The 22,422-nt window shown below is 64.3% G+C and carries 24 protein-coding genes; 2 read left to right on the top strand and 22 right to left on the bottom strand.

The window, feature by feature from the left end; translation table 11 throughout:
• Nucleotides 1-4 precede the first annotated feature (4 nt).
• The 19 genes from I5R65_RS06405 to I5R65_RS06315 form a co-directional block, all read right to left on the bottom strand.
• On the bottom strand, nucleotides 5-2,416 hold the full coding sequence (locus I5R65_RS06405; protein ID WP_180665518.1) for a xanthine dehydrogenase family protein molybdopterin-binding subunit: 2,412 nt from the start codon (nucleotides 2,414-2,416) through the stop codon (nucleotides 5-7).
• On the bottom strand, nucleotides 2,413-2,907 hold the full coding sequence (locus I5R65_RS06400; protein ID WP_180665516.1) for a (2Fe-2S)-binding protein: 495 nt from the start codon (nucleotides 2,905-2,907) through the stop codon (nucleotides 2,413-2,415). The genes I5R65_RS06405 and I5R65_RS06400 overlap by 4 nt, the downstream gene beginning before the upstream one ends.
• Nucleotides 2,900-3,805, bottom strand: a complete 906-nt coding sequence (locus I5R65_RS06395) for a xanthine dehydrogenase family protein subunit M (protein WP_180665514.1) — start codon at nucleotides 3,803-3,805, stop codon at nucleotides 2,900-2,902. Before I5R65_RS06395 ends, I5R65_RS06400 begins: the two co-directional genes overlap by 8 nt.
• A gap of 54 nt (nucleotides 3,806-3,859) precedes the next feature.
• Nucleotides 3,860-4,579, bottom strand: coding sequence for an ABC transporter ATP-binding protein (locus I5R65_RS06390; protein WP_180665512.1), 720 nt, complete (start codon nucleotides 4,577-4,579; stop codon nucleotides 3,860-3,862).
• On the bottom strand, nucleotides 4,572-5,339 hold the full coding sequence (locus I5R65_RS06385) for an ABC transporter ATP-binding protein (RefSeq protein ID WP_006461860.1): 768 nt from the start codon (nucleotides 5,337-5,339) through the stop codon (nucleotides 4,572-4,574). Before I5R65_RS06385 ends, I5R65_RS06390 begins: the two co-directional genes overlap by 8 nt.
• Nucleotides 5,336-6,358, bottom strand: coding sequence for a branched-chain amino acid ABC transporter permease (locus I5R65_RS06380; RefSeq protein WP_180665510.1), 1,023 nt, complete (start codon nucleotides 6,356-6,358; stop codon nucleotides 5,336-5,338). Before I5R65_RS06380 ends, I5R65_RS06385 begins: the two co-directional genes overlap by 4 nt.
• Nucleotides 6,355-7,263: a branched-chain amino acid ABC transporter permease gene (locus I5R65_RS06375; protein WP_077236967.1), complete on the bottom strand. Its 909-nt coding sequence runs from the start codon at nucleotides 7,261-7,263 to the stop codon at nucleotides 6,355-6,357. Before I5R65_RS06375 ends, I5R65_RS06380 begins: the two co-directional genes overlap by 4 nt.
• Before the next feature lie 11 nt (nucleotides 7,264-7,274).
• Complete coding sequence (locus tag I5R65_RS06370; RefSeq protein WP_039874205.1) at nucleotides 7,275-8,468, bottom strand: ABC transporter substrate-binding protein; 1,194 nt, start codon at nucleotides 8,466-8,468, stop codon at nucleotides 7,275-7,277.
• An 88-nt stretch (nucleotides 8,469-8,556) separates the two neighbouring features.
• On the bottom strand, nucleotides 8,557-9,105 hold the full coding sequence (locus I5R65_RS06365; RefSeq protein WP_180665508.1) for a carbon monoxide dehydrogenase subunit G: 549 nt from the start codon (nucleotides 9,103-9,105) through the stop codon (nucleotides 8,557-8,559).
• Nucleotides 9,106-9,197: 92 nt separating this feature from the next.
• Nucleotides 9,198-10,232, bottom strand: coding sequence for an asparaginase domain-containing protein (locus I5R65_RS06360; protein ID WP_180665505.1), 1,035 nt, complete (start codon nucleotides 10,230-10,232; stop codon nucleotides 9,198-9,200).
• A complete protein-coding gene (locus I5R65_RS06355) occupies nucleotides 10,229-10,609 on the bottom strand; it encodes a non-heme iron oxygenase ferredoxin subunit (protein WP_180665503.1) in 381 nt (126 codons plus the stop codon). Before I5R65_RS06355 ends, I5R65_RS06360 begins: the two co-directional genes overlap by 4 nt.
• A complete protein-coding gene (locus tag I5R65_RS06350; protein WP_180665501.1) occupies nucleotides 10,606-11,544 on the bottom strand; it encodes a dihydroorotate dehydrogenase in 939 nt (312 codons plus the stop codon). The genes I5R65_RS06355 and I5R65_RS06350 overlap by 4 nt, the downstream gene beginning before the upstream one ends.
• The gene (locus tag I5R65_RS06345; protein ID WP_102661624.1) at nucleotides 11,538-12,422 is read right to left on the bottom strand and encodes a dihydroorotate dehydrogenase electron transfer subunit; all 885 of its coding nucleotides are present in this window, start codon (nucleotides 12,420-12,422) and stop codon (nucleotides 11,538-11,540) included. The genes I5R65_RS06350 and I5R65_RS06345 overlap by 7 nt, the downstream gene beginning before the upstream one ends.
• Before the next feature lie 5 nt (nucleotides 12,423-12,427).
• Nucleotides 12,428-12,982 (bottom strand): nuclear transport factor 2 family protein, encoded by a 555-nt coding sequence (locus I5R65_RS06340; RefSeq protein ID WP_180665499.1) that lies wholly within the window; start codon nucleotides 12,980-12,982, stop codon nucleotides 12,428-12,430.
• Nucleotides 12,979-14,244 (bottom strand): NAD(P)/FAD-dependent oxidoreductase, encoded by a 1,266-nt coding sequence (locus tag I5R65_RS06335; RefSeq protein ID WP_180665497.1) that lies wholly within the window; start codon nucleotides 14,242-14,244, stop codon nucleotides 12,979-12,981. Before I5R65_RS06335 ends, I5R65_RS06340 begins: the two co-directional genes overlap by 4 nt.
• Nucleotides 14,241-14,609: a cupin domain-containing protein gene (locus tag I5R65_RS06330; protein WP_180665495.1), complete on the bottom strand. Its 369-nt coding sequence runs from the start codon at nucleotides 14,607-14,609 to the stop codon at nucleotides 14,241-14,243. Before I5R65_RS06330 ends, I5R65_RS06335 begins: the two co-directional genes overlap by 4 nt.
• Before the next feature lies 1 nt (nucleotide 14,610).
• Entirely contained in the window at nucleotides 14,611-15,024 is a 414-nt protein-coding gene (locus I5R65_RS06325) for a cupin domain-containing protein (RefSeq protein WP_077236929.1), read from the bottom strand.
• A 30-nt stretch (nucleotides 15,025-15,054) separates the two neighbouring features.
• Nucleotides 15,055-15,441, bottom strand: a complete 387-nt coding sequence (locus I5R65_RS06320) for a hypothetical protein (protein ID WP_180665493.1) — start codon at nucleotides 15,439-15,441, stop codon at nucleotides 15,055-15,057.
• 13 nt (nucleotides 15,442-15,454) lie between these two features.
• On the bottom strand, nucleotides 15,455-16,732 hold the full coding sequence (locus tag I5R65_RS06315) for an SRPBCC family protein (RefSeq protein ID WP_180665491.1): 1,278 nt from the start codon (nucleotides 16,730-16,732) through the stop codon (nucleotides 15,455-15,457).
• A 381-nt stretch (nucleotides 16,733-17,113) separates the two neighbouring features.
• Between I5R65_RS06315 and I5R65_RS06310 the strand changes: the two genes are divergently transcribed.
• Nucleotides 17,114-17,758, top strand: coding sequence for a TetR/AcrR family transcriptional regulator (locus tag I5R65_RS06310; RefSeq protein ID WP_370546102.1), 645 nt, complete (start codon nucleotides 17,114-17,116; stop codon nucleotides 17,756-17,758).
• 37 nt (nucleotides 17,759-17,795) lie between these two features.
• Here the strand turns inward: I5R65_RS06310 and I5R65_RS06305 are convergent, their stop codons facing one another.
• Together I5R65_RS06305 and I5R65_RS06300 are read right to left on the bottom strand one after the other, a co-directional pair.
• Nucleotides 17,796-17,969 carry a hypothetical protein gene (locus tag I5R65_RS06305; RefSeq protein WP_180665489.1) on the bottom strand — a complete coding sequence of 58 codons (174 nt, stop codon included), beginning with the start codon at nucleotides 17,967-17,969 and terminating at the stop codon, nucleotides 17,796-17,798.
• Nucleotides 17,970-17,980: 11 nt separating this feature from the next.
• Nucleotides 17,981-18,814 (bottom strand): ZIP family metal transporter, encoded by an 834-nt coding sequence (locus I5R65_RS06300; protein ID WP_370460916.1) that lies wholly within the window; start codon nucleotides 18,812-18,814, stop codon nucleotides 17,981-17,983.
• A gap of 553 nt (nucleotides 18,815-19,367) precedes the next feature.
• Between I5R65_RS06300 and I5R65_RS06295 the strand changes: the two genes are divergently transcribed.
• Complete coding sequence (locus tag I5R65_RS06295) at nucleotides 19,368-20,270, top strand: manganese catalase family protein (protein WP_180665487.1); 903 nt, start codon at nucleotides 19,368-19,370, stop codon at nucleotides 20,268-20,270.
• 11 nt (nucleotides 20,271-20,281) lie between these two features.
• On the opposite strand, the gene I5R65_RS06290 is transcribed toward I5R65_RS06295, so the two are convergent.
• The gene (locus tag I5R65_RS06290) at nucleotides 20,282-22,273 is read right to left on the bottom strand and encodes a bifunctional diguanylate cyclase/phosphodiesterase (RefSeq protein WP_180665485.1); all 1,992 of its coding nucleotides are present in this window, start codon (nucleotides 22,271-22,273) and stop codon (nucleotides 20,282-20,284) included.
• Between the last annotated feature and the right edge of the window lie 149 nt (nucleotides 22,274-22,422).

Below are 22,422 nucleotides of genomic sequence, written 5' to 3'. Positions count from 1 at the left end.
CGCCTCAGAAGGGAGGCAGCCTTGCCTCGCCCTGACGCATCTCGGGATGATGCAGCACGTCCAGCACATGTGCCGGCGTAAACGGCTGCTGCCATACACCCTGCCCAAGGGGGCGCAAGGCGTCGTTGACGGCGCACCAGATGGCGCCAATGGCCCCCACCGTCCCGGCCTCACCCACCCCCTTGGCACCGAGACTGGTTTCGCGCTCGGGCGTGGTCACATGGCCCACATGGATCTGGGGCATCTCTGAGGCCATCGGAATCAGATAGTCCGCCAGCGAGGCATTGCTCATCTGCCCGTTCTCGGAATAGATGCACTGCTCGAACAGGGCCGCGCCTATCCCCTGCACCACGCCACCTCGGATCTGCTCATCGGTCAGCAGCGGGTTGACGATACGTCCGCAGTCTTCCACCACCCATACGTCCAGCACGCGGATCATGCCGGTCTCGACATCGACCTCGACCTGCGCCGCCTGCACGCCATTGGCGGCGAAGTAGGGCTTGCCGGTCGGCGCATAGCTGCGCTCCACCGTCAGTTCCGGGATGACGTCCAGCTTGATGGCGGTCGAATCGTAATGCGCCTTGAGCGCCACCTCCGCCAGGCTCATCAAGGTCTCGCCGTCACGCCCGATGATCATGCCATCGACGATATCGAGCCCGTCCTGCGATTGCTCACCAAGGGCCGCTGCGATCGACAGGATATTGGCGCGCAGCTGCGCTGCGGCCAGCAGGGCCGCTTCCCCCGCCAGGGAGATGCCGCGCGAGGCCCAGGCACCGCCCCCCAGTGGATCGCGGGAGGTATCGCCGGCCGCCACCGCCACCGTCTCCAGCGGACTACCCATGGCCTGGGCCACGATCTGGGTCAGGCCGGTGCGCGTGCCCTGCCCCTGGTCGGTCGCGCTCGTGCGGCACTGAATGTGACCGGAGGGCAGCAGGCTCAGGCGCACTCCCTCCTTGCCGGCCACCCTGACCTGATTGGGTCCATAAAGGCCCGCGCCCACGCCGGTCAGCTCGACAAAGGTGCACAAGCCGATGCCACGATAGACGCCGCGCTGGCGCAGCGCATCCTGCGTGGCGCGCAGCTGGCGGTAATCCATGTTCTCCAGCAACTGATCCATGCAGGCGTCCAATGACAGCGGGCCCAGTGGGATGCCGCCGGCAGCAGGCAGCATCGGCGCCTCGGCCGGACGCGCCGGCAGATGATTGCGTCGTCGCATGGTGACCGGATCCATGCCGATGGCCGCCGCCGCGTCATCGATCAGCTGTTCGATGACGGCGCAGGCGATGGGCTGACCCACGGCACGATAGGCACCGGTCGGCACCTTGTTGACGAAGGCCCCGCGCACCCGCCCGCGGAAGGCGTCGATGCGGTAGGCCGAGCCGCACAGATCGAGTGCCTGCAAGGCTTCGCCGATACTGGAGCGCGGGTAGGCGGACACCGCCCCGAAGCAGAACAGCAGATCCACGTCCAGCCCCAGCAGGTGTCCTTCGGCATCCACCGCCAGTTGCGCCTCGACGCTGGCGTCCCGGGCGTGGACATCGGAGACGAAGGATTCCAGGCGGTCCGCCTGGAACTTGACGGGCCGGCCCAGCAGCATCGCAATGGCGACCACCGCGATCTCGTCGGCATAGGCGTGCAGCTTGATGCCGAAAGCGCCGCCCACGTCGGGGCTGGCGACCCTGACCCGCTCCAGCGGCAGGCCCAGCAGACTGGCGTAGATCTCCTGCATCTGGAAGGGCGCCTGATGGGATTGCTGGATGTCCAGCTCACCGGTGCGCCGGTCGAAGCTGGCCAGGATGCCACGCGGCTCCAGTGGCACACCGGTCTGGCGACCGAAGCTGAAACGGCGTCGTACCACCTGGGCAGCGCCGGCAAATGCGGCGGCCACATCACCCTTGCCGATCTTGCGCTCCAGCGCCAGGTTGTGCTCGATGGCCGGGTGGCAGGGTGGACAGCCGGGTTCCAGTGCGGCGCTCGGGTCCACCACGGGCTCGCCCTCCTCCCAGTCGATCTCGATCAGTTCGAGCGCGTCCTCGGCCTGCGCGCGCGTAGCGGCCACCACCGCCGCCACCGCTTCGCCCTGCCAGAACACTTCATCGATAGCCAGCGGATTCTGCGGGGCCGAGACATGCGCCGGCCACAGGGCAAAGCGGGTGGTCCAGCCAGCGCAGACGGTCGCCAGGTCGGCGCCGGTGACGACCGCACTCACCCCGGGCATGGCCGCAGCGGCGTCGACATTGATCGCGTGCAAGCGCGCACGCGCAAACGGACTGCGGTAGAACACCACATGCTGCATATCGGCCAGCACCAGGTCGTCGAGATAGCGTCCGCGTCCGGCCACGAAACGCTCGGCATCCGCGCGGGCGACGCTACGGCCGATCAGGCCAGCGGCCGCGGTCTGGGCGGCGGCGCTCATGCGTCGTCCCCGGCGGCCATTTCGATGGCATCGACGATGGCCTGGTAACCGGTGCAACGGCAGTAATTGCCCGAGATGGCATCGCGGATCTCCAGGCGGCTGGGGCAGGCCTTGGCCTGCAGCAGTTCGTTGGCCGTCATCAGCATGCCCGGCGTACAGAATCCGCATTGCATGGCATTGCGCGTTACGAAGGCGCGTTGCAGGGCGGCGATCTCGCCGCTTTCGGCCAGCCCCTCCAGGGTCTCCACGCTCAAGCCGTCGACCTGCACCGCCAGCATCAGGCAGCCGCGCACCACCGCGCCATCGACGCGCACATTGCAGGCACCGCAGACGCCGACCTCGCAGCCGACGTGAGCTGCCGTCAATCCCATGTCCTGGCGCAGGAAGTCCACCAGGTTGCGGCGCACCGGCACCAGGCAATTGACGTCCTTGCCATTGAGGGTGAATTGGATGTTGGCGTGTTCCACGCAACGGACGGACAGATCATCCATGGCTGGCTCCGTAAGGAATGGTTGAATCGGCCGGCGCGCCGAAGGTCGCCGCCAGCACGCGACGTATCAGGGCGGCCGCCTGCAGGCGCTTGACCTCGGGGCTGCCGAAGTGGTTGTGATCGGGATTGAGCTCGGCCACGGCAGCCCTGGCGATCTCCTCGCCCAGCGCAACGGACCACGCCTGCCCCTGCGCCAGTACAGCGGCCGCGGTGGACAGGATGGGCATGGGATCGGTGCCGAAGGTGGTCAAGCGCAGGTCGCTGATGATGCCCTCGGCATAGCTGGCCCGCAGCGCGACGCCGACCATCGCGAAGTCCCCATGGCGGCGCGCCAGCTCGTCGAAGCCGAAGACCTCCTGCGGCTGGCAGGCCGGATAGAGTGCTTCGATCAGGATTTCGTCATCCTGGCGGGCCGTCTCGTACAGACCGAAGAAATAATCCACTGCCGGTACCTCGCGCACGCCGCCGTCACGGCTCTGCAGCACCAACAAGGCATCCAGAGTGATGGCGCAGGCCGGCATCTCCGCCGACGGATCGGCCAGCGCCAGACTGCCGCAGGTGGTACCGCGATTACGTACTGCCGGATGGGCCACATGGCGCATGGCCATGTGCAGCAAGGGCAGATGTTGTTCCACCAGCGGTGAGCTGGCGGTCTCGGCATGACGCACCAGGGCGCCGATGCGCACATGGCTGGCATCCTCGGCCAGCACAATGCCCTTGAGTTCCTCGATGCGATTGATGTCGATGAGCAGGCTCGGCGCCGACAGGCGCAGATTGAGGGTGGCGAACATGCTCTGGCCGCCGGCCAGGATGCGCGCATCGCTGCCGTGTTCAGCCAGCAGCGCGCATGCCTCTTCCAGCGAGCTCGGGCGGGCGTATTGGAAACCTGATGCCTTCATGCAATATCCGATAAGTTGTGACAGGCCGGGTGAGCGCAGCCGGGATGCACATGCTCACACGCCCATGTAACGATGCACCAGGGACGGGTCCTGCTGCAACTGCTGTGAGCTTCCACTCCAGGCGATACGCCCCTTCTCGACCACATAGTGGCGGTCAGCCAGTCCCATGAGCGACTGGATGTTCTTGTCGATGACGATCATCGACAGCCCTTCCCTCTTCAGTTCGTGCAGGGCGCGCCAGATATCGGCACGCGCCACCGGCGCCAGACCTTCGGTGGCCTCGTCCAGCACCAGCAGGGAGGGATTGGTCATCAGCGCACGCGAGATGGCCAGCATCTGCTGCTCGCCGCCGGACAACTGCGAGCCCATGTTCTGACGCCGCTCCGCCAGCCGTGGAAAGAATTCATAGGCGCGTCGCAAGGTCCAGGGCCGACTGTCGGCCTGCCCGGCGCGCGCCGGGCGGGCGGTGGCGATCAGGTTTTCTTCCACGGTCAGGTCGGCGAAGATCTGGCGCCCTTCCGGCACCAGCCCCAGGCCACGGCGCGCCACTTCGTGACAAGGCAGGGTATCGATGCGCTGGCCGCCAAAGCTGATGCTGCCGGCACTCGGGCGCAGCAGACCGAACAGGCATTTGACGGTGGTGGATCGTCCCATGCCATTGCGACCGAGCAAGGTGATCACCTCACCGCGCTGCAGGTCCAGCGAGATGTCGAACAAGGCCTGCGCCCGACCGTAGGAGGCCTGCAGCCCGCGGATGGATAACTGTTCAGCCATGAGCGGCTCCGGAAAAAGTCCCTGCTTCATCCCCCAGGTAGATGGCGCGGACCTCGGGGTGATTGCGAATTTCATCGGGCGTGCCACAGAAGGCGGCACGACCCGACACCAGCACCGTGATGCGGTCGGCCAGGGCGAAGACCGCATCCATGTCGTGTTCGATGAGCAGCATCGAGTAACGGCCCTTGAGGGATTGCAAGAGTTGTACCACCGATGCCGATTCTTCGATGCTCATGCCGGCCATGGGCTCGTCGAGCAACAGCAGGCGCGGCTGCGCGGCCAATGCCATGGCCAGCTCAAGCTGGCGTCGCTCGCCGTAGCCCAGTTCTCCTGCCAGCGTATCGCGGCGGGCTTCCAGGCGGGTGGCAAGCAGTGCCTGCTGCGCGTCCTGGCAGGCCTGCTCACGGGCCATCATCGGACGCCAGAAACCGTAGCCGCCGGTCGCGCCGACTGCCGCCAGCACGGCGTTTTCCATCACGGTGAACTCTTCGAAGATGGAGGTGATCTGGTAGGAGCGCAACAAGCCCCGGCAGGCGCGCTGATGCAGCGGCAGCGTGGTCACCTCCTCATCGCCGAACCAGACCTGGCCGCTGTCGGGCCGCAGCTCTCCGGACAGCTGGTTGATCAGGGTGGTCTTGCCGGCACCATTGGGGCCGATGATGGCGTGCAGTTCGCCGGGACGGATGTCCAGGCTGACGTCGTCGGTCACCAGCAGGCCGCCGAAGCGCTTGGTCAATCCCTGGGTACGCAGGCCGTTCATTGCTTGGCTCCATTGGCGACGATGGCAGTCGCATCGATACGGCCGGACGCGCCGCGTTGGCAGCACCGCACATCCAGCCAGTGCAAGGCACCCATGAGTCCGTCACGACCGGTGAGCGCAATGAGGATGATCATCGGCCCGAAGATGAGCATCCAGTGCTCGGTATAGGACTTCATCACCTCCTCCAGGCAGATAAACGCCAGTGCGCCCAGCAACGGACCGAACACGCTGCCCATACCGCCCAGCACGACCATCACGATCAGCTCGCCGGACACCTGCCAGCTCATCAGCCCCGGCGAGGCATAGGCATTCAGATTGGCCAGCAGGAAACCCGCCAGGCCGCACAGGATGGCGGAGAGCACATAGGCGATCAGTTGCAGACGGCGTGCCGGGAAGCCCAGTGCGCTGACGCGCGCGAGGTTCTGGCGCGAGCCGCGCAGGGCCATGCCGAAGGGGGCGTGCCGCAACCGGTGCATCCACAGCAGGGTCACCGCCAGCACGCCCCAGGCGGCATAGAACAAGGGCAGCACCGAGCCGAGGTCGATCCCCGCGCCCAGCCGGCTGGTGGCGATGATGGACATGCCATCGTCGCCACCATACTGCTTGAGGCTGACGAAGACGAAATAGCCCATCTGGGAAAACGCCAGGGTGATCATGATGAAGCCGATGCCACGGGTGCGCAGGCTGATGGCACCGGTGAGCGCCCCGATACAGCCGCACGACACCAGCACCAGCAGCAGCTGCGGCCACGCCGACTCCAGCCCGGCCAGCGAGGACAGGGAGACGCAATACGCCCCCAGGCCAATGAAGAGTGCATGTCCGAAGCCGATCAGGCCGGCATAGCCCAGCACCAGGTTGAGTGCACTGGCGGCCAGCGCATAGATCAGCACACGCGCCAGAAAGCCGACGTAGAACTGTGCACCCAGTGCAGCGGCCACCGGTGGCACGGCCAGCAGCGCCAGCAACAGCAGCAGGGGAATGCCCAGGCTGGGACGGAACAGGGAGGAAGTCGTCTTCATCGTCTTGCCACGAAAAGGCCTTGCGGACGCAGCGCCAGGACGGCCGCCATCAGCAGGTAGATCAATAGGGAAGCCAGTGCCGGACCAGCCGCATCGGCCAGCTGGCGGCTGACCATCTCACGCAACAGCATGGGCAGGAAGGCCCGTCCCATGGTATCGACGACACCGACGATCAGGGCCGAATAGAACGCGCCCTTGACCGAACCGATGCCGCCGATGACGATCACCACGAAGGTGGCGATCAGGACCGGCTCACCCATGCCGGCCTGGACCGACAGGATGGGGCCGGCCACGGCACCCGCCAGTCCGGCCAGGGCGGCACCGACGGCAAACAGCAGCGCATTGAGGAAGCGGATGTTGATCCCCAGCGCGCCCACCATGGCCGCATTGTTGGCGCCGGCACGGATGAGCATGCCCAGGCGGGTGCGGTGGATCATCCAGTAGCAGCCCACGGCCACGGCCAGACCGACCACGATGACCGCAAAGCGATACAGCGGATAGGGCAGGCCGAACAGGTTGATGACACCGTCCAGCATCGGTGGCACCGAGACGAACAGGGGCTGCTTGCCCCACAACATCGAGGCCAGTTCATTGAAGAACATGATCATGCCGAACGTGGCCAGGACATGGTTCAGGTGGTTCTTGTCGTACAGCCGCGCCACCGCCACCCGCTCCAGCAGCACACCGATGGCCAGGCAGCCCAGCAGCGCGGCCAGCAGCCCCAGCAGGAAGCTGCCGGTGGCATTGGCGACCGAGGCCGCAATGTAGGCCCCCATCATGTACAGCGAACCGTGCGCCAGGTTGACGAAGCTCATGATGCCGAACACCAGGGTCAGGCCGGCCGCCAGCAGGAACAGCAAGACCCCGTACTGGAGACCGTTGAGCAGTTGCGCAAACAGTAGCATGATGGCCTCGCTCACTTCAGGGGACAGGCTGCCACGTAGGCGTCCTTGTGGTCTACCAGCGGGGTGGCGACCAGCTTGCCCTTGATCTGATCACCTTCCTTGACGATCTCGAAGGCATAGTAGTTCTGGATCGGCATGTTATTGGTGTTGAAGCGGAAGGGACCGCGTACCGATTTGAACTCCGCACCGGCCGCCTTGACGGCAGCGGCGAAGGCCACCTTGTTGGAGGTGTCGCCCTTGAGCTTGCGCACTGCCGTATCGAGCAGGAAGGCCGCGTCATAGGCATTGGCGGCATAGGTACTCGGAACGCGCTTGTAGCGGGATTCGAAGGCTTTGACGAACTTCTGGTTTTCCGGATTCTCCAGCGCCGGATTCCAGGTATTGCCGCTGATCACGCCCACGGCGGCCTCGCGCAGGGCTGGCAGATTGGTACCATCGACGGTGAAGGTGGAATACACCGGTACCTTGCCGATCACCCCGGCCTGCTTGAGCTGCTTGGTAAAGTTCACGCCCATGCTGCCGGGGTAGAACATGAAGACCGCATCCATCTTGCTCAGCTGCAGCTGGGTGATCTCGGCCGAATAGTCAGTCTGGTTGATCTGCGTATAGACCTCGGCGGCCACGCCTCCCTTGTACCAGCGCTTGAAACCGGCCAGCATGTCCTTGCCGGCCTGGTAGTTGGGGGCCATCAGATAGACATTCTTGTAGCCCTTGTCCTGTACCAGCTTGCCGATGGCTTCGCCCGAACCGTCATTGGGGTAGGCGATGGAAAACACATTGGCGCCACACTCCGCACCGGCCATCGGCGAGGGGCCGCCGGCCACGGCGATGGAAACCACACCGGATTCCTTGAGTCGTCGCAGATTGGCCATGATGATGTTGGAGTAGCCCAGGCCGACGATGGCATCGACCTTGTCCAGCTCGATGAACTTGCGCATGACCTGCGAGCCCACATCCGGCTTCATCTGGTCATCACCCTGCAGCACCTGCACCTTCTGTCCGCCAAGCTGGTTGCCAAGCTGCTCCAAGGCCAGGCCGAAGCCGTCGATATATTCCTGGCCGTCGGCGGCCATGGGTCCGGAGAACGGACCGGACAGGCCAATCTTGATATCGGCCATGGCCTGCTGCGGAAACGCCAGCACGGCCAGCCCCGCCAACGCCCCCAGGGCACTCACCATCGACTTCACTACCGCAGATCTTTTCATTTTCATTCCTGTTCGTGGCTAAGGTTGAACTACGAATGCTGCTTGCTGCGTGCGGGAAAACTTGACTGTGATCGACCGTCCTGCGCCACTAGCGCGCGACGCGTGACCACATGCTGCGCAGGGCGCCCTGACGCGGCTGCTCCTGCGCCGGCTGATCGCCCTGGCCTTCAGCCGCGGGCGCGGCGGCGGCCTCCGGTTCGAACAGCTTGACGAAGCGTGCAAAGAAGTCATCGGCCATCTTGCGGGCCGAACTGTCGATGAGGCGTGCCCCGAGCTGCGCCAGCTTGCCGCCGACCTGGGCCTGTACCTCGTATTGCAGCAGCGTGCCCTCGCCTTCTTCGGGTGCTACCAGCCGCACTGCGGCACTGCCCTTGGCAAAGCCGGCCATGCCGCCCTGGCCTTCGAAGGTAATTGCATAGGACTGCGGCGCCACGATGTCGATCAGGCTCATGCGTCCCTTGAACTTGGCCGACACCGGGCCGATCTTGATCGACATGCCCACTTCGTACTCATGCTCGCCGACCTGCTCCAGCCGATCGCAGCCGGCGATGCAATCGCGCAGGCTGGCCGGATCGTTGAGGGCTTCCCATACCGCCTGTCGGGAGGCGGGTACCAGACGTTCGCTGATCATTTCCATGCTTGATTCGCTCCTCTTTCAATTGCCTGTCATTCGTATAGTCCGCCCGCTCCGTGGGCGCTGCGCTGCGTGCTACTGACTGCTGGCGGCCTTCAATGCGCCAGCAGCAGCGCCTGTATCGCGGCCGCATCCGGCAATGGCGACTGCGCCAGAATCAGCATGAGCAGGATGCGCAGTTTGGGGGCGGCCAGATCGCCTCCCGCCAGCACCCCGTCACGTTGCAGGAAGGCCTGCGGCGGCACCACACCACGCGCAGCGCGTGCGGCCTGCACCACCACCACACCCTGCGCCACTGCGCGCTGCAGGGCGGCGCGTTCGCCGTTGGCCGGGCGGCCGGGCGCCAGTCCGATGCTGATGATTCCTCGGGCACCTGCTGCCAGCACGCCATCGATGGCCGCACCGTCAGCACCGGCATAGGACACCACCATATCCACACGTGGCAAAGTCCGGCTCGACGACATGTCGAGCGCCGGCAGCATGCTGTGCGATATCGATGAAGTCACGCGGCGGCGCAGCACCACGCTGCCATCAGCGTCCACCCGACCGAGCGGGCCATAGGGCGTGGCCTCGAAGGCCTGCAGCTCGAAACTGGCGGCCTTGCTGACATCACGTGCCGCAAAAACCATGCCATCCATCACGACCAGAACGCCCTGCCCCTGGGCCTGTGGGGCAGCGGCCACCGCCAGTGCTGCGCGCAGATTGGCCATGGCATCGCTGCCCGACGTGTTCAGCGGACGCTGTGCTCCAGTGAGCACGATCGGTTGCCGGATATCGGTGGCCAGCTGCAGAAACCATGCAGTCTCTTCCATCGTCGCCGTGCCATGGGTGACGACGATGCCGGTCAGGCCGGGGTCGTCCTGCACCGTGCGCCTGATCAGCTGCGCCAGCTCCATCCAGTCCTGCGGCAGGATGCCGGTGCTGCCGATCATGCGGAAGGACTGCGGCAGGATCTCGATATCCAGGTCGACCCGGTCCAGTTGTTCCACCAGATCGTCGATGGGATGCACCACGCCGCTCTCGCTGTACTCGACCCAGTCGAAGGCATGCCGCGCATGCATGGCGAAGGTGCCACCGGTGCCGATGACGGCGACCCGTGGCGTACCCGATGCGCGGGACAGGCCGCTCATGCAGCCACCAGACGCAGGTGCAGCACACCCTCTTCGAGACGGATCTCGTGGCTGCGGACATCACGTGTCAAGGGCGCCGACAAGGCCTTGCCGGAACGGATGTCGAACAGCCCGGCATGCAGGGGGCATTCGACCTCGAAGCCGTCGATCTCGCCTTCCGACAAGCGCGCATTGCCATGGCTGCAGATGTCGTCGATGGCATAGACCTCGCCATCCACCAGGAACAGGCCGATCTGCGCACCGCCCAGCTTCAGCGAGCGACAGGCGCGATCACCAAACACCTCGGCCAGCGGACCCAGTGTCAGCCAGCCCTGGGCATCGGGTAACAACGGGGACGCCTGGGCGTCTGCCGCCACGATAGGCAGGATGCCATTCACAGGCCGGCCCTCGCTTCCAGCAATTTGGCCTCATGCACCTTCATCGCCCCGACCAGGTCGCGGATACGGGTAATGCCACGACGTAGGCAATAGGCCTGGAGGTCGTCGATGACGCGCGGCATGGCGCTGGTGCTGATGAAATTGGCGGTGCCCACCTGTACTGCCGTGCAACCGGCCAGCAGGTATTCAATGGCGTCCTCGGCGGTGGCGATGCCGCCACAACCGATGACCGGAATGCTGACCGCCTGCGCCGCCTGGTAAGCCATGCGCAACAGGATGGGCTTGGTGGCGCTGCCGGTGATCCCGCCCATCAGGTTGGCGACCTTGGGTTGATGACTTTCGATATCGATGGCCATGGCCAGGATGGCGTTGGAACTGACCAGGGCGTCTGCGCCGCCCTGCTCGGCGGCACGGGCGATCACGGCGATGCTGCCGACATTGGGCGAGAGCTTGGCCCAGACCTGCAGGTCGGTATTTCGCTTCATCGCCTTGATCACCGCTTCGGTGGCCTGCGGGTCCATGCCGAAGGCCTGGCCATCCTTCTTCAGGTTGGGACAGGAGATATTGGCCTCGATGGCGGCCACGCCCGGCACACTCAGGCGTGCGGCCAGCTCACCGAACTCTTCCACGGTATTGGCCGAAATGCTGGCCACCAGAGGGGGCGTGTAATTCCGGTAGAACGGCACCAGCTCTTCCAGATAGTGCTCCGGCCCCTTGCTGGGAATACCGATGGAGAACAAGGTGGAATTGCGCAGCTCGGCCACGCGTGGCGGAGTGTTGCCCTCGCGCAGGTCGCTGGTGATGGTCTTGGTGACGATGGCACCCAGACGATTGAGATCAATCACCTTGGCCATGCCCTCGGCAAAGGTCCCGGAGCCTGGCATGACCGGATTCTGCAAGGTCAGCTTACCGATGGATACGCTCATGTCTACCATGTCACTGTCTCCTGCGCGTCGAACACCGGGCCATCCCAGCACACGCGTCTGTAACTCATCGTTTCCGAACCGGGACTCTTGCGGAACGGCCGCACGCAGGCAAAGCACATACCCAGCGCACACCCCATCAATTGCTCCAGCGCCACCTGGGCCGGCACGTCCAGCTCCTGGCCCAGTCGCTGCAACGCCAGCAGGAAGCGGTTGGAACCGCAGGTGGTCAGCAGGTCGAAGGGCAGCTGCGCATGCCGTTCACGTACCAGCTTTTCGATGTGGGCGATGTCGCTGCTGCCATCCTGGTCATGCACCACGATGACATCTGCCCCCACCGAGCGCAGGTATTGCTCCGACATCACCAGGGCCGGCGAACGCGCCGAGAGGATGGCCGTCACCCTTGCCCCGCGCTGCACCGCGTGCTGGGCCAGCGGGGCCATGGTGGCCAGGCCCACGCCACGCGCCAGCACCAGCACATGGCGGGCCTGCGGCGGCAGAGTAAAGCCCTGGCCGACCGGCCCGAAGGCGTCCAGCGTGGCACCCGGCTCCAGGGTGGCCAGGCCACGGGTACCGGCGCCCTGTACCTTGTAGAGGAATTCGATGGTGCAGTCCTGCGGCGAAACCCGGTACAGGCTCATCGGTCGGCGCAGGTAAGGTACGTCGTTGCCGGAGGGCGGGCAGTTGAGGTGGAAGAACTGACCCGGCAGCACCGCCAGCGCAATCGGCGGCGCCTTCAGGACCAGGTGCTTGTACTCGGCGTTGACCCACGCATTGCTCAGTACCTGGCACAGGTTCTCGGCGATGGTGAAATCTGCGCAGTGGCCGCCGCAGGACGAGGCCGCTGTACTCGGCGCTGGCTGCAGCGGGATAGGGACGCTGTTGGTCATGATCTCTAGAGGTGGGTGGAAGAGGATGCACGCACGGCGGCATCGGTAATCTGCTCGAAGGACGTCACCAGCGGGAAGGCTCCTGCATCGATGGGCAGCATCTGGGTCTGCTCGAAGCGCATGCGTGAACAGAGCCACTGTCCCTGCTGGTCGCGGGCATATTCTTCGTAGGTCAGCGCGCCCAGCAGCACCGCCTTCTTGGTCTGCTCACGCAGTGCGATCTGCCACAGTCGCCAGCGTGCCGAGGCGACGTCGCCTTCGACGCTGATCTCCGGACTGCCGTAGTAATGCAGCGCATAGCACCAGGGCGAGCGCATGAACCACTGCGCCAGCGCATCGCGCCCGACCAGGCTGGCACCGAACTCGGCGCCGCCTTCCCAGATGGCGTCCTCGGTAAAGCAGGCGGCCTGGGCAAGCGCGATCTTTTCCATGCGCAGCGGCGGCTGCCGCTGGTAGTTCATCGTATATTTCTGATCGGCCAGGCTGGCATAGCGCGCCTTGAGCTGACGGATCGCTTCGGCTGCTTCCAGTGCGGCCACGCGTTGTTCCAGGTTGCTCATGAGCGCACCAGTTCCTTGAGCGAAATGGCAGGATCGCGCAGCACCGCTGCATCGATGGTGGAGCCGCGTCGTACCAGTTCTTCAAGCTGGCGGCGCTCCCGCCCACTGTCGACCAGCATGCCGCCGGCCACCCTGCCCTCATGCAGCCAGAGCAGCACGCCGGCCCTCTCCCCTGGCGGAATGCGCGATATCACCAGGTCGCCCGGCGTATAGATGCCGACCACCTGGATATTGCGATCAAGCTGATCGGTCCACATCCACGGCACTTCGATATACGGCTCCGGTCGGCCGACGATGGCGGCCGATACCGCACGCGCCTGATTTTCGGCATTGCGCCAGGTCTCCTGGCGCAATGCCCGCCCGTACAAGGGGCTGAAGCTGTTGGCCACGTCGCCCACGGCATAGCACCACGGCGCATCCGGATTGCGGCACCAGGCATCGGTCGGCACGCCGTTATCGAGGCGCACCGGGCTGCCCTCCAGGAAGGCCGTATTGAGCGAAATACCCACCGCCACCAGCACCAGGTCGGCCGCCAGCGCCATTTCCTGTCCGGCGCACTGCGCGTCGATGCGCAATCCTTCGGCCGTCTTCGCGATGCCCGACACGCTCATGCCGGTCAGCACCTTGATGCCGCGCTGTTCGTGCAGCGCCTGCAGCCACTGCGATCCTTCCGGCGGCAGGCACCGCGCCATCACCCGGGCCCCGCCTTCGACCACGGTCACTTCCATGCCCAGGGCGGCCGCCGAGGACGCCGCCTCCATGCCGATCACGCCACCGCCGATCACCAGCAGGCGACGCTGCTGGGCCATGGCCGGGCGCAACGCAAGGCAGTCTTCGATGGTGCGCAGGACCCTGACCTCGGGCAGATCCGCACCGGGGATCGTCAGACCACGAGCCTGACCACCGGATGCCACGACCAGAATGTCGAAGGGGATGACCTCGCCGCTCTCCAGATGGGCCTGGCGCAAGTCGTCGATACGGGCGACCACGCCCTGGCGATGTTCGACCATGGCGGGGTCCTCCCAGAAGCTGCGTGGCCCCAGCATCAGTTCGTCCACGGTCTTGCTGCCCAGCAGCAGTTCCTTGGACAGGGCCGGCCGTTCATAGGGGGTGTGCGGCTCCGCACCCAGCAGCAGGATACGGCCACCGAAACCATCCGAGCGCAAGGCTTGCGCCACGCGCCCACCGGCATGCCCGGCACCGACGATCAACACGCGCTGATCCTGCGGCGCGCCCTGCGCTTGCGGCTGACGGTGGTTCATGACACCGACTCCTCGACCGGCGGCAGCTTGTCCAGGCGGGTGATGACGCGATAGAGCGCGCCCCGCTCACTCTGACAGGTCCAGCGCCGTGGCTCATTGGGCGGAATGATGATGCCCTCGCCGGGCGACAGCTCGTAGCGCTCGCCAGCGGCTTCGACCAGGAACATCCCCTCCAGTACGGTCGCCACTTCCTCGCCTTGCGGTTGCGGCGGCACCTCGCTGTGCTGGCCACGACGGAAGACGCCGATGCCGATGTTCAGGTGCTGGCCCTCGATGGCATGCATGCCGGGCGCTGCCTGCGGATTCTGCCAGTCGGTTTGCAGCGGCTGGCAATGCGGATCGGTCGGGTTCGACAGGCTGGACATCTCAGCGACTCCTGTTCTTGAGGGGGTAATACGGCGTCGAATCCTCCGGGCCATACTCCTTGCGCGCCGGGGTCACCACGTTCAGGCGCAGCGACACGCCCTCGGCACCGAAGCGGTTGCTGCCGTAATGCAAAACCCCGGCCGGAATGATGAGCGCATCACCGCTATCCATCACCGATTCGAGGTCGGTCTCTTCGCTGTCACTGCTTTCGAAAACGGAGCAGCCACCCAGCAGCTGCAAGGACGCTTCCTCGCCGTGGCTATGCGACTTGGCAGGCAGGTCATGCCCCTGCGCGGCGACGAACTTGACCACCGCCACGCTGACGGACGCGCCGAACATGTGCTTGCCATACAAGCCATCGGCCACGATCTCCTTGAGGTTATCGTCGATGGCGAACACTCTGCATTTGGGCATGAAAGCTCCTTGGTTGATGACAGCGTCGGCTCAGATCGGCGGGCGCATGACGAACTTCTCATCGGCCACGAAGCGCGAGAACTCATAGCCATCGATCACGCCCGGCTGCTGGTAGGCCTCCACCGCCGGCGCCACCTCGGCCAGGGACAGCAGCATGTACATCAGCGCTGCTTCCGGCGGCGCCATGGCATCCAGTTCGAAGCCGTTGAGGTAGGCGACGATGGCATCGACATCGGCCAGCATGGCGTCCTTGAAGGCCACGATGTCGGCGAACGCGCTGGTATTGCGCATGCGGGTGCGCTCGGTCTCGGTGGCCAGACTCCAATGGCTGAACGGCATCAGATGGGCAAAACGGGCCGGAAGGCTGATGGCGCTTGTGATGGCGCCTTGGGGGCTTGCTGGTTGCGGCGAATTCATTGCGGGCGACTCCTCAGGCCTTGGTTTCTTCATTGACGATGCGATCGACCACGTGGGCGCCGTGGCGGACCAGCAGCTCGTAGTCCTGCAGGATCATTTCCTTCTTCACGCCGGTCTGCACCGCGCTCTGGGTACGTTCCAATGTGCTCAAGTCTTCCAGCAGGACATCGCGCAGGGCGACCTTCATGTATTCGAGATAGAAGCGACCGCCGGCGGTCTTCATTTCCGGGTAGTACACGCGCGCCTCCAGCAGGGTCTTGCCCTGGGAGATCGGCCGGAAGTTGTAGGCCTGGAAGTAGTTCGGACGCAGCGACAGGTAGAAGTCCGGAAACACGACATTGATATCGAAGAGCCAGTTCTCGTGGCCGGTCCAATTCATGCCCTTGGGCAGGTCTTCCTTGCGGAAGTGGTAGCTGGCCGCCCCCATGCCGGCGCGCAGTGCGGCGGCAGCAATGGGCTTCTTCACGGCCGAGTCGGCGATGGCCTTGCTGGCCTGCTCGCCACCGGCGGTCACCGCATTGGGATTGCCGTAGACCGATTTGGGATTGCCGGCGATGGACAGGCGTCGATGGAATTGTCCGCACAGTGCATCCAGGGGCGGCATGGCGCCGTCCTCGGCGGTATCGATGGCATCGGCGATCGAATGGCCGTGCACATAGGCCACGTGGTAGGCCTCCTGGAATGCGTCCAGCGCCAGCTTCCAGTTGCAATTGACCACCGTGGTCCACTGGAAGCCGGTGGTGATCTTGTCGAAGGGATAGCCTTCGATATCACCGAACATGGGTTGCAGGAACTGCGCCAGCGACAGTTCCGGGGTGGGATCGAGGTTGATGAAGATGAAGCCTTGCCAGACTTCGCAGGCCACGCGCGACAGACCGTGGTCGCACTTGTCCAGATCGAAGAAGGAGCCCTCTTCCGGCACCCCGGTCAGGTTGCCCTGCAGATCATAGGCCCAGCCGTGGAACTTGCAGAAGAACTTGCGCGCCTGGCCACGCTTTTCGTAGACGATCTGGTTCATGCGGTGCGAGCAAACGTTATGCATGGCATTGATTGCGCCCTGCTTGTCGCGTACCACGATGATGGAAGCTTCGCAGGCTTCCAGGTCCTTGACGAAGTAGTCGCCGGCGGCGGGAATCTCTTCCACGCGCCCCACGTGCAGCCAGGTCTTCTTGAAGATCTTGGCCTGTTCCTTGTCGTAGTAGGCGGTGGAGATGTACGGTTCGACAGGAACAGGCCCCTTGCCCAGTTCCGGATAGCGATCGTGCAGATGTAGCTTGATGACCTTGTTCATGAGCTCCCTCACTCGTGGATGGCAGGCCCGATCAGAGAGGGGCCTGAGAACAGATGCGTCCTAATAACGAATGTCATTCTGTATTCCTCAAAAATGAATGTCAAGCGTTTTTGATCGATTTCAAGGACAGGTGAAAAAGGCCTGGCAACACGCCTTCAGCATGCTGCACCACAACACGACAGCGGGCTTTGGCGAAGCACGCCGGGGTAGCGGATTCGCCCTCTTACCGCACCGGCATTGCACCAATATCGCGCTCAAAAGCGAATATTGTTTAAAGGATTCACCGTTGTGGGGAAGAGAGAAGATCCGGGGACAGGGACAGCAGGAAAGGGCTTGCGTGCTAGAATCCACGCCATTCATTACCAGCACGCAAGAGGAATCGTGGCGCAAATCAAGAAGAGCGGCATGCGCGAGGCCATCCTGGAGTCGGCCTTCGATCTGTTTTCCCGCAAGGGCTATACGCCGACCACCATGGCCGAGATCGCACGGGCGTCGAACATGACCGTGGCCAATCTCTATGTGTACTTCGATTCCAAGCTGGCCATCCTCTATGAGATCTACCAGCCCTGGCTGGAACAGCAGCTGCAGGCGCTGGCCGAGTCGGTCCGCAAGTTCCGCACGCCGCGCTCACGCCTGCGCCGGGTCTTCACAGGGATCTGGGGCGACATACCGGCCAGCGATCATTCCTTCGCCAACGCGCTGATCGAAGCCCTGGCCGTGTCGCCCCAGGGCATGACCAAGCCCAATACGCTGCTGATGGATGTGGAAACCTTCCTGACGGCCCTGATCAGCGAGTCCCTTCCCCCGGAGCGGGCTCACCTGGTGCGCAACGACCTGCTGGCCCATGTCATCTGGATGGCGTTCGATGGCTTCACCATCAACCAGCATCTCGGCGACGTGCGCGATGTCAGTGCCATCGCCGACATCATGACCAATCTGCTGCTGGGCGAGACGGAAGCGCCGGCAGCTGCCCCGGAAGCTCCGGCCGCCGCCAAGCGAACCGCCCGCAAGGCGCGGGCGGAATAGAAAGCAGGCAGGCCCTTGGGCGCGAACTGCCTCCGGTTCAGACCACCGGCACCAGCGCCGAGAGGAACACCCAGCGAGAACCAGCGGGCTCTCCACCGACCTTCCTGACCGGAAGGTCGGCCCCGGTCCAGAGTTCGACATAGGTGAAGGTCTGCGGATCGGGCGGCAGCGGAGGCAGGCTGTCATCGGCGCGATCTTGGGAAGTGTTCATGGCTGGCCTGTTCAGGAGAGCGCGGTATCCATCACCATCATCAAGACGAAACCGACGAGCAGGCAGCAGGTCGCCGGCAGCGCATCATGACGACGATGCGGATCGGGAATCACCTCGTGCGCCAGTACGAACAGCATGGCCCCTGCCGCACCGCCCAGCGCCCACGGCAGCAGGACCGAAGACCAGGCCACCACCGCTGCGCCAGCGACCGCCGCGAGCGGCTCCACCAGTCCCGAGAGGATGCCGCAGCCGATGGCGTCAGCGCGGGAATAGCCAATGCCGCGCAGGGCGGTCGCCACGATCATGCCTTCCGGAATATCCTGTAGTGCAATGCCGAAGGTCAGTACCGACGCCTGCTCCGGCGCGACACCACCGTAAGCCACCCCCACTGCCAGGCCTTCCGGCAGGTTGTGCAGGCCTACCGTCAGCACGAACAACCACACCCGACGCAGTGCCGCCTGCTGGGCCAGCTCATCATGTCCCCGCCCGGCCCGTTGCAGCGCCAGCACCAGCAGGGCACCGGCCAGCACGCTGGCACCGATCACCAGGCTGCCAGTGGACTTGCCCACACCGCCCTGCTCCAGCGCTTGCATGGCCGGCAGGATCAGCGAAAACACCGACGCCGCCAACATGACCCCGGCACCGAAACCGGTGCAGCAGTCCGCCACGCGGGCGGAAAAGCGGCGCGAGAAAAACAACGGCAGGGTGCCGGCGGCGGTCGCCGCAGCTGCGGCCATGCCGCCGCAATAGGCGCGCCAGACGCGATCGTCCTGTGCGCTCCACCAGCCCAAGGCAGCGGCCACCACCATGACGACTGCCATCACCAGCGGCCAGCTCAGGCGCATGGGTTGCGGCTGCTCAGGCAAGTCGCTCGATATCGGCGACTCCGGCTGCAGCGCGGCTTGCGGATCAGGCGCGGGGGTGAGGGAATACTCCACTTTCTTGAGCATGCATGTCCTTCTGGTTCTGTAATGTGACAGGTGCGGGGTCTGCGACAGGATGAACCGACGGCCCGGGGTGGTAGTGATCAGCGAGGAGTGATCATGATCAGCGAATGTCCAGCGCCGACATCGGCAGCGCGTCACGATCATCGAAGTCTAGCCAGTACGCTCGGTCGGCCCCATCGGACGAACACTGATTCGGGACGCTGTACTCGTCCGACGCGTAACGAACGCCACTGCGTCATTCAGCACGGACGGTGCTGTTGCGCTAAGGATGTCCGACACCGGTCGGCGAGACCGATCACCGCCTGTTTTCCGCTCCCGCCGATGGTATGGCTGAGCACCTCGCTCTTAGGATCAAGGCTCTGTCAATCGAACCACCCGATTGGCCGATCAAGCTTGTGCAATTTGCTTTCCGCCTCGCTTCCACCCTGAACCTGACAAGGAGACCATCACCATGTTTGCCCACAACAAACGTCTGCAATACACCGTCCGCGTCGCCGGCCCCAACCCCGGGCTGGCCAATCTGATGCTGGAACAGTTCGGCGGCCCGCAAGGCGAACTGGCTGCCGCCTGCCGCTACTTCACCCAGGCCATTGCCGAGGATGATCCGGGCCGCAAGGACATGCTGTTCGACATCGCCACCGAAGAACTGAGTCACCTGGAAGTGATCGGCAATATCGTCGTGATGCTCAACAAGGGTGCCAAGGGCAAGCTAGCCGAAGGCGTGGAAGAAGAAGGCACGCTCTACAAGGAAATTACCGGCGCCGGTAACGACAGTCACCTCACCCAGGTGTTGTATGGCGCCGGAGCGCCGCTGGTCAATTCGGCCGGAGTACCGTGGAGTGCGGCCTACGTGGACACCATCGGCGAACCCACTGCCGACCTGCGCTCCAACATCGCCGCTGAGGCACGGGCCAAGATCGTGTATGAACGGCTCATCAATTTGACCGATGATCCGGGTGTGAAAGAAGCACTGGGCTTCCTGATGACGCGTGAAATAGCGCACCAGAAATCCTTTGAAAAGGCACTCTATTCGATTCGCCCAAACTTCCCGCCGGGAAAGCTGCCCGGCGATCCGCGCTTCTCGAAGGTCTACGTCAATCTTTCGCAGGGGCTGGGTGAACAGACCGGCCCCTGGAATGATGGCGAACAATGGGAGCGGCTGGATGGCGCCGATGCACTCACACCGGTAGACGGCGGCGATGGCCAGGCGAGCGTGGAATTGAGCGCTGACGATCAGGCCGTGCTGGATCAGATGGCCGCGCGCACCGCGTCCGCACAGGATGGTGAACCGCTGACCGGGGCCGAAATCGGCTCGGCTGACGCGGACATGGAGCGCGAGGCTAAGCGCCCCTGAGCCCCCGAGTTTCAAGCTCCCCGGTTCTCCCCCGACCTATTGGCCGGCCCGCTTTGAGGCGGGGGGACTAGGGCCTGGGACTGCAGCCACGCCTCGACCTGCCCGGATGCCAGCGGCATGGCGAACAGATAACCCTGCCCGTATGTCGCGCCCAGTTCGCGCAGGCGCTGCAGGTGCTGCGCGGTTTCCACGCCCTCCACCACGCAGGCCAGTTCCATGTCGTGGGTCAGGGCCAGGAGGGATTTCACGATCTTGTAGCTCACCTCGTTGTGTTCGATATCGGCGACGAAGCTTTTGTCGATCTTGATACGGGTCAGCGGCAGGGCGTGCAGATGACTGAGGCTGGCATAGCCGGTGCCGAAGTCATCGAGCGTGATGCCGCAGCCGAGCTGGCGCAGCGCCGACACCAGCTGGCGCGATTTCTCAAGATCCTGCAGCACGGCGGTCTCGGTGATTTCCAGATCGAGTCGGGACGGGCTGAAGCCGGAACCGGTAATGACCTTGACGATCTCGGCCATCCCCTCGCTGGTGTTGATGTCGTTGGCAGAGAGGTTGAACGACAGTCGCAGCGAATCGGGCCAGGTCGTCGCAGCCTGCAGGGCCTTCTTCAGCAGGATCACGCTCAACTGGTTGATGATGCCCATGCGTTCGGCGGCCGGGATGAACTCCATCGGGGCGACGCTACCCTTGGTAGCGCTATGCCAGCGCGCCAGCGCTTCGAAGCCGATCGCCTGGCAGTCGCCCAGGCGCACGATGGGCTGGAAGAAAACCGATAGTTCCCGTTCGAAATCGGCCAGTCGCAGGGCCTGTTCGATATTGGCATTGCGCTGTATCTGCGCCTTGTCACGTTCGGAGAAAAGGGTGATGGTGCCGCGCCGCTCCCGCTTGCCCTGATAGAGGGCGTAGTCGGCATGTTCATAGAGGGACGTGGCATCGACTGCCATGTCCGGGAAGGTCGCCACGCCCACCGAGGCCGCGATCTGCACGGTGGCCTTGTACAACACGAAGGGCCGACGCAGCGCGGCGCAGATACGCCCGCCGAAAGCCTGCAGGGCGGCGTCGCCGAGGTCACCGTCGATGATGATGGCGAACTCATCGCCCCCCAGCCGCGCCAGGTGAAAGCATTCATCGTGGCACAGCACGGAAAGACGCTGCCCCACCTCCCTGAGCAACTGGTCACCATGGGTGTGCCCGTAGAGATCGTTGACGGCCTTGAACCCGTCGAGATCGAGGATGACCACCGCAAAGCGCTGCCCCCGCGCCGTGGCACGGGCGCAGATGCTCTCCAGCTGGGCGAAGAACTTGCGGCGATTGGGAATTTCGGTGAGCGAATCCAGGTTCGCCAGGCGCAGGTTTTCGTCGCTCAGCAGCGCCGTCTTGACCTGGGCCTCGATGAGACGGGTGAAGTCGTTATAGTGGCTGTTGACGATGGCCAGCATGCCCACCGTCACCAGTACCACATTGAGCGCTGCGGCCACGAACACCGGCACATGGGTGGAGAGGAAGAAGACGGTGAAGATGCCATTGACGATCAGCGCCACCGACAGCGCCGCCGAGCGCAAGTACATCAGGCAGAAGATGCAGCAGATGACGGTGATGCCCATGTAGAACGCAACATGCGCCTGGGCGTAGCTATCGCCATAGGGGAATAGCATCACCGACCACAAGGAGAAGCTCAAGGCGATGGGGGCCGCCAGCAGGTTGGTACGCTTGAGCGCCCGGGCGGCCATGCCGGGGGTGGGATCGACCAGGCGACCGCGCCACCAGAACGTCAGCCGGGCCACGCACATGACGGTCAGCAGCGCCGGGAAGTACAGGCTCAGCCAATACGGCGCGAGATCCAGATAGGTACAGGCCAGCGCCCAGCTGTTGATCAGCAGGATCAGGTACATCATGGGCATCTTCCCGGAAAACGCCCGGTACTGAGCAATCAGCAGTTCCGGCTGATCGTAGTTCACACGCCAGTAGCGGCGCACCATGCTCATCAATGCGGAAGGAGCCATCCTGTGCCCTGTGCCGTGTTCACCCTGCGCCCCGGTCCACTCGTCGGGCGGGACTTTGGCGTGATGCCGGCTGTTGTTCTGTTGTCATTCGAACAGCCATTATAGCTGCGAGCGGTGCCGGCCAAGATCAGGAAATACCTGATGTGGCG

The sequence above is a fragment of the Herbaspirillum sp. AP02 genome, from assembly GCF_015767275.1.
Lineage (GTDB): Bacteria > Pseudomonadota > Gammaproteobacteria > Burkholderiales > Burkholderiaceae_D > Herbaspirillum.
This window is presented reverse-complemented; position numbering and strand designations above follow the sequence as displayed.

Excerpts from the sequence above, each read along its gene's own strand:
- I5R65_RS06340 (WP_180665499.1), bottom strand. The coding sequence starts at position 12,982 with ATGAGCAACCTGGAACAACGCGTGGCCGCACTGGAAGCAGCCGAAGCG.
- I5R65_RS06325 (WP_077236929.1), bottom strand. The coding sequence starts at position 15,024 with ATGCCCAAATGCAGAGTGTTCGCCATCGACGATAACCTCAAGGAGATC.
- I5R65_RS06380 (WP_180665510.1), bottom strand. The coding sequence starts at position 6,358 with ATGAAGACGACTTCCTCCCTGTTCCGTCCCAGCCTGGGCATTCCCCTG.
- I5R65_RS06290 (WP_180665485.1), bottom strand. The coding sequence starts at position 22,273 with ATGGCTCCTTCCGCATTGATGAGCATGGTGCGCCGCTACTGGCGTGTG.
- I5R65_RS06320 (WP_180665493.1), bottom strand. The coding sequence starts at position 15,441 with ATGAATTCGCCGCAACCAGCAAGCCCCCAAGGCGCCATCACAAGCGCC.
- I5R65_RS06300 (WP_370460916.1), bottom strand. The coding sequence starts at position 18,814 with ATGCGCCTGAGCTGGCCGCTGGTGATGGCAGTCGTCATGGTGGTGGCC.
- I5R65_RS06405 (WP_180665518.1), bottom strand. The coding sequence starts at position 2,416 with ATGAGCGCCGCCGCCCAGACCGCGGCCGCTGGCCTGATCGGCCGTAGC.
- I5R65_RS06400 (WP_180665516.1), bottom strand. The coding sequence starts at position 2,907 with ATGGATGATCTGTCCGTCCGTTGCGTGGAACACGCCAACATCCAATTC.
- I5R65_RS06375 (WP_077236967.1), bottom strand. The coding sequence starts at position 7,263 with ATGCTACTGTTTGCGCAACTGCTCAACGGTCTCCAGTACGGGGTCTTG.
- I5R65_RS06295 (WP_180665487.1), top strand. The coding sequence starts at position 19,368 with ATGTTTGCCCACAACAAACGTCTGCAATACACCGTCCGCGTCGCCGGC.
- I5R65_RS06365 (WP_180665508.1), bottom strand. The coding sequence starts at position 9,105 with ATGGAAATGATCAGCGAACGTCTGGTACCCGCCTCCCGACAGGCGGTA.
- I5R65_RS06360 (WP_180665505.1), bottom strand. The coding sequence starts at position 10,232 with ATGAGCGGCCTGTCCCGCGCATCGGGTACGCCACGGGTCGCCGTCATC.
- I5R65_RS06315 (WP_180665491.1), bottom strand. The coding sequence starts at position 16,732 with ATGAACAAGGTCATCAAGCTACATCTGCACGATCGCTATCCGGAACTG.
- I5R65_RS06370 (WP_039874205.1), bottom strand. The coding sequence starts at position 8,468 with ATGAAAAGATCTGCGGTAGTGAAGTCGATGGTGAGTGCCCTGGGGGCG.
- I5R65_RS06395 (WP_180665514.1), bottom strand. The coding sequence starts at position 3,805 with ATGAAGGCATCAGGTTTCCAATACGCCCGCCCGAGCTCGCTGGAAGAG.
- I5R65_RS06305 (WP_180665489.1), bottom strand. The coding sequence starts at position 17,969 with ATGAACACTTCCCAAGATCGCGCCGATGACAGCCTGCCTCCGCTGCCG.
- I5R65_RS06345 (WP_102661624.1), bottom strand. The coding sequence starts at position 12,422 with ATGACCAACAGCGTCCCTATCCCGCTGCAGCCAGCGCCGAGTACAGCG.
- I5R65_RS06385 (WP_006461860.1), bottom strand. The coding sequence starts at position 5,339 with ATGAACGGCCTGCGTACCCAGGGATTGACCAAGCGCTTCGGCGGCCTG.
- I5R65_RS06335 (WP_180665497.1), bottom strand. The coding sequence starts at position 14,244 with ATGAACCACCGTCAGCCGCAAGCGCAGGGCGCGCCGCAGGATCAGCGC.
- I5R65_RS06390 (WP_180665512.1), bottom strand. The coding sequence starts at position 4,579 with ATGGCTGAACAGTTATCCATCCGCGGGCTGCAGGCCTCCTACGGTCGG.
- I5R65_RS06330 (WP_180665495.1), bottom strand. The coding sequence starts at position 14,609 with ATGTCCAGCCTGTCGAACCCGACCGATCCGCATTGCCAGCCGCTGCAA.
- I5R65_RS06350 (WP_180665501.1), bottom strand. The coding sequence starts at position 11,544 with ATGGTAGACATGAGCGTATCCATCGGTAAGCTGACCTTGCAGAATCCG.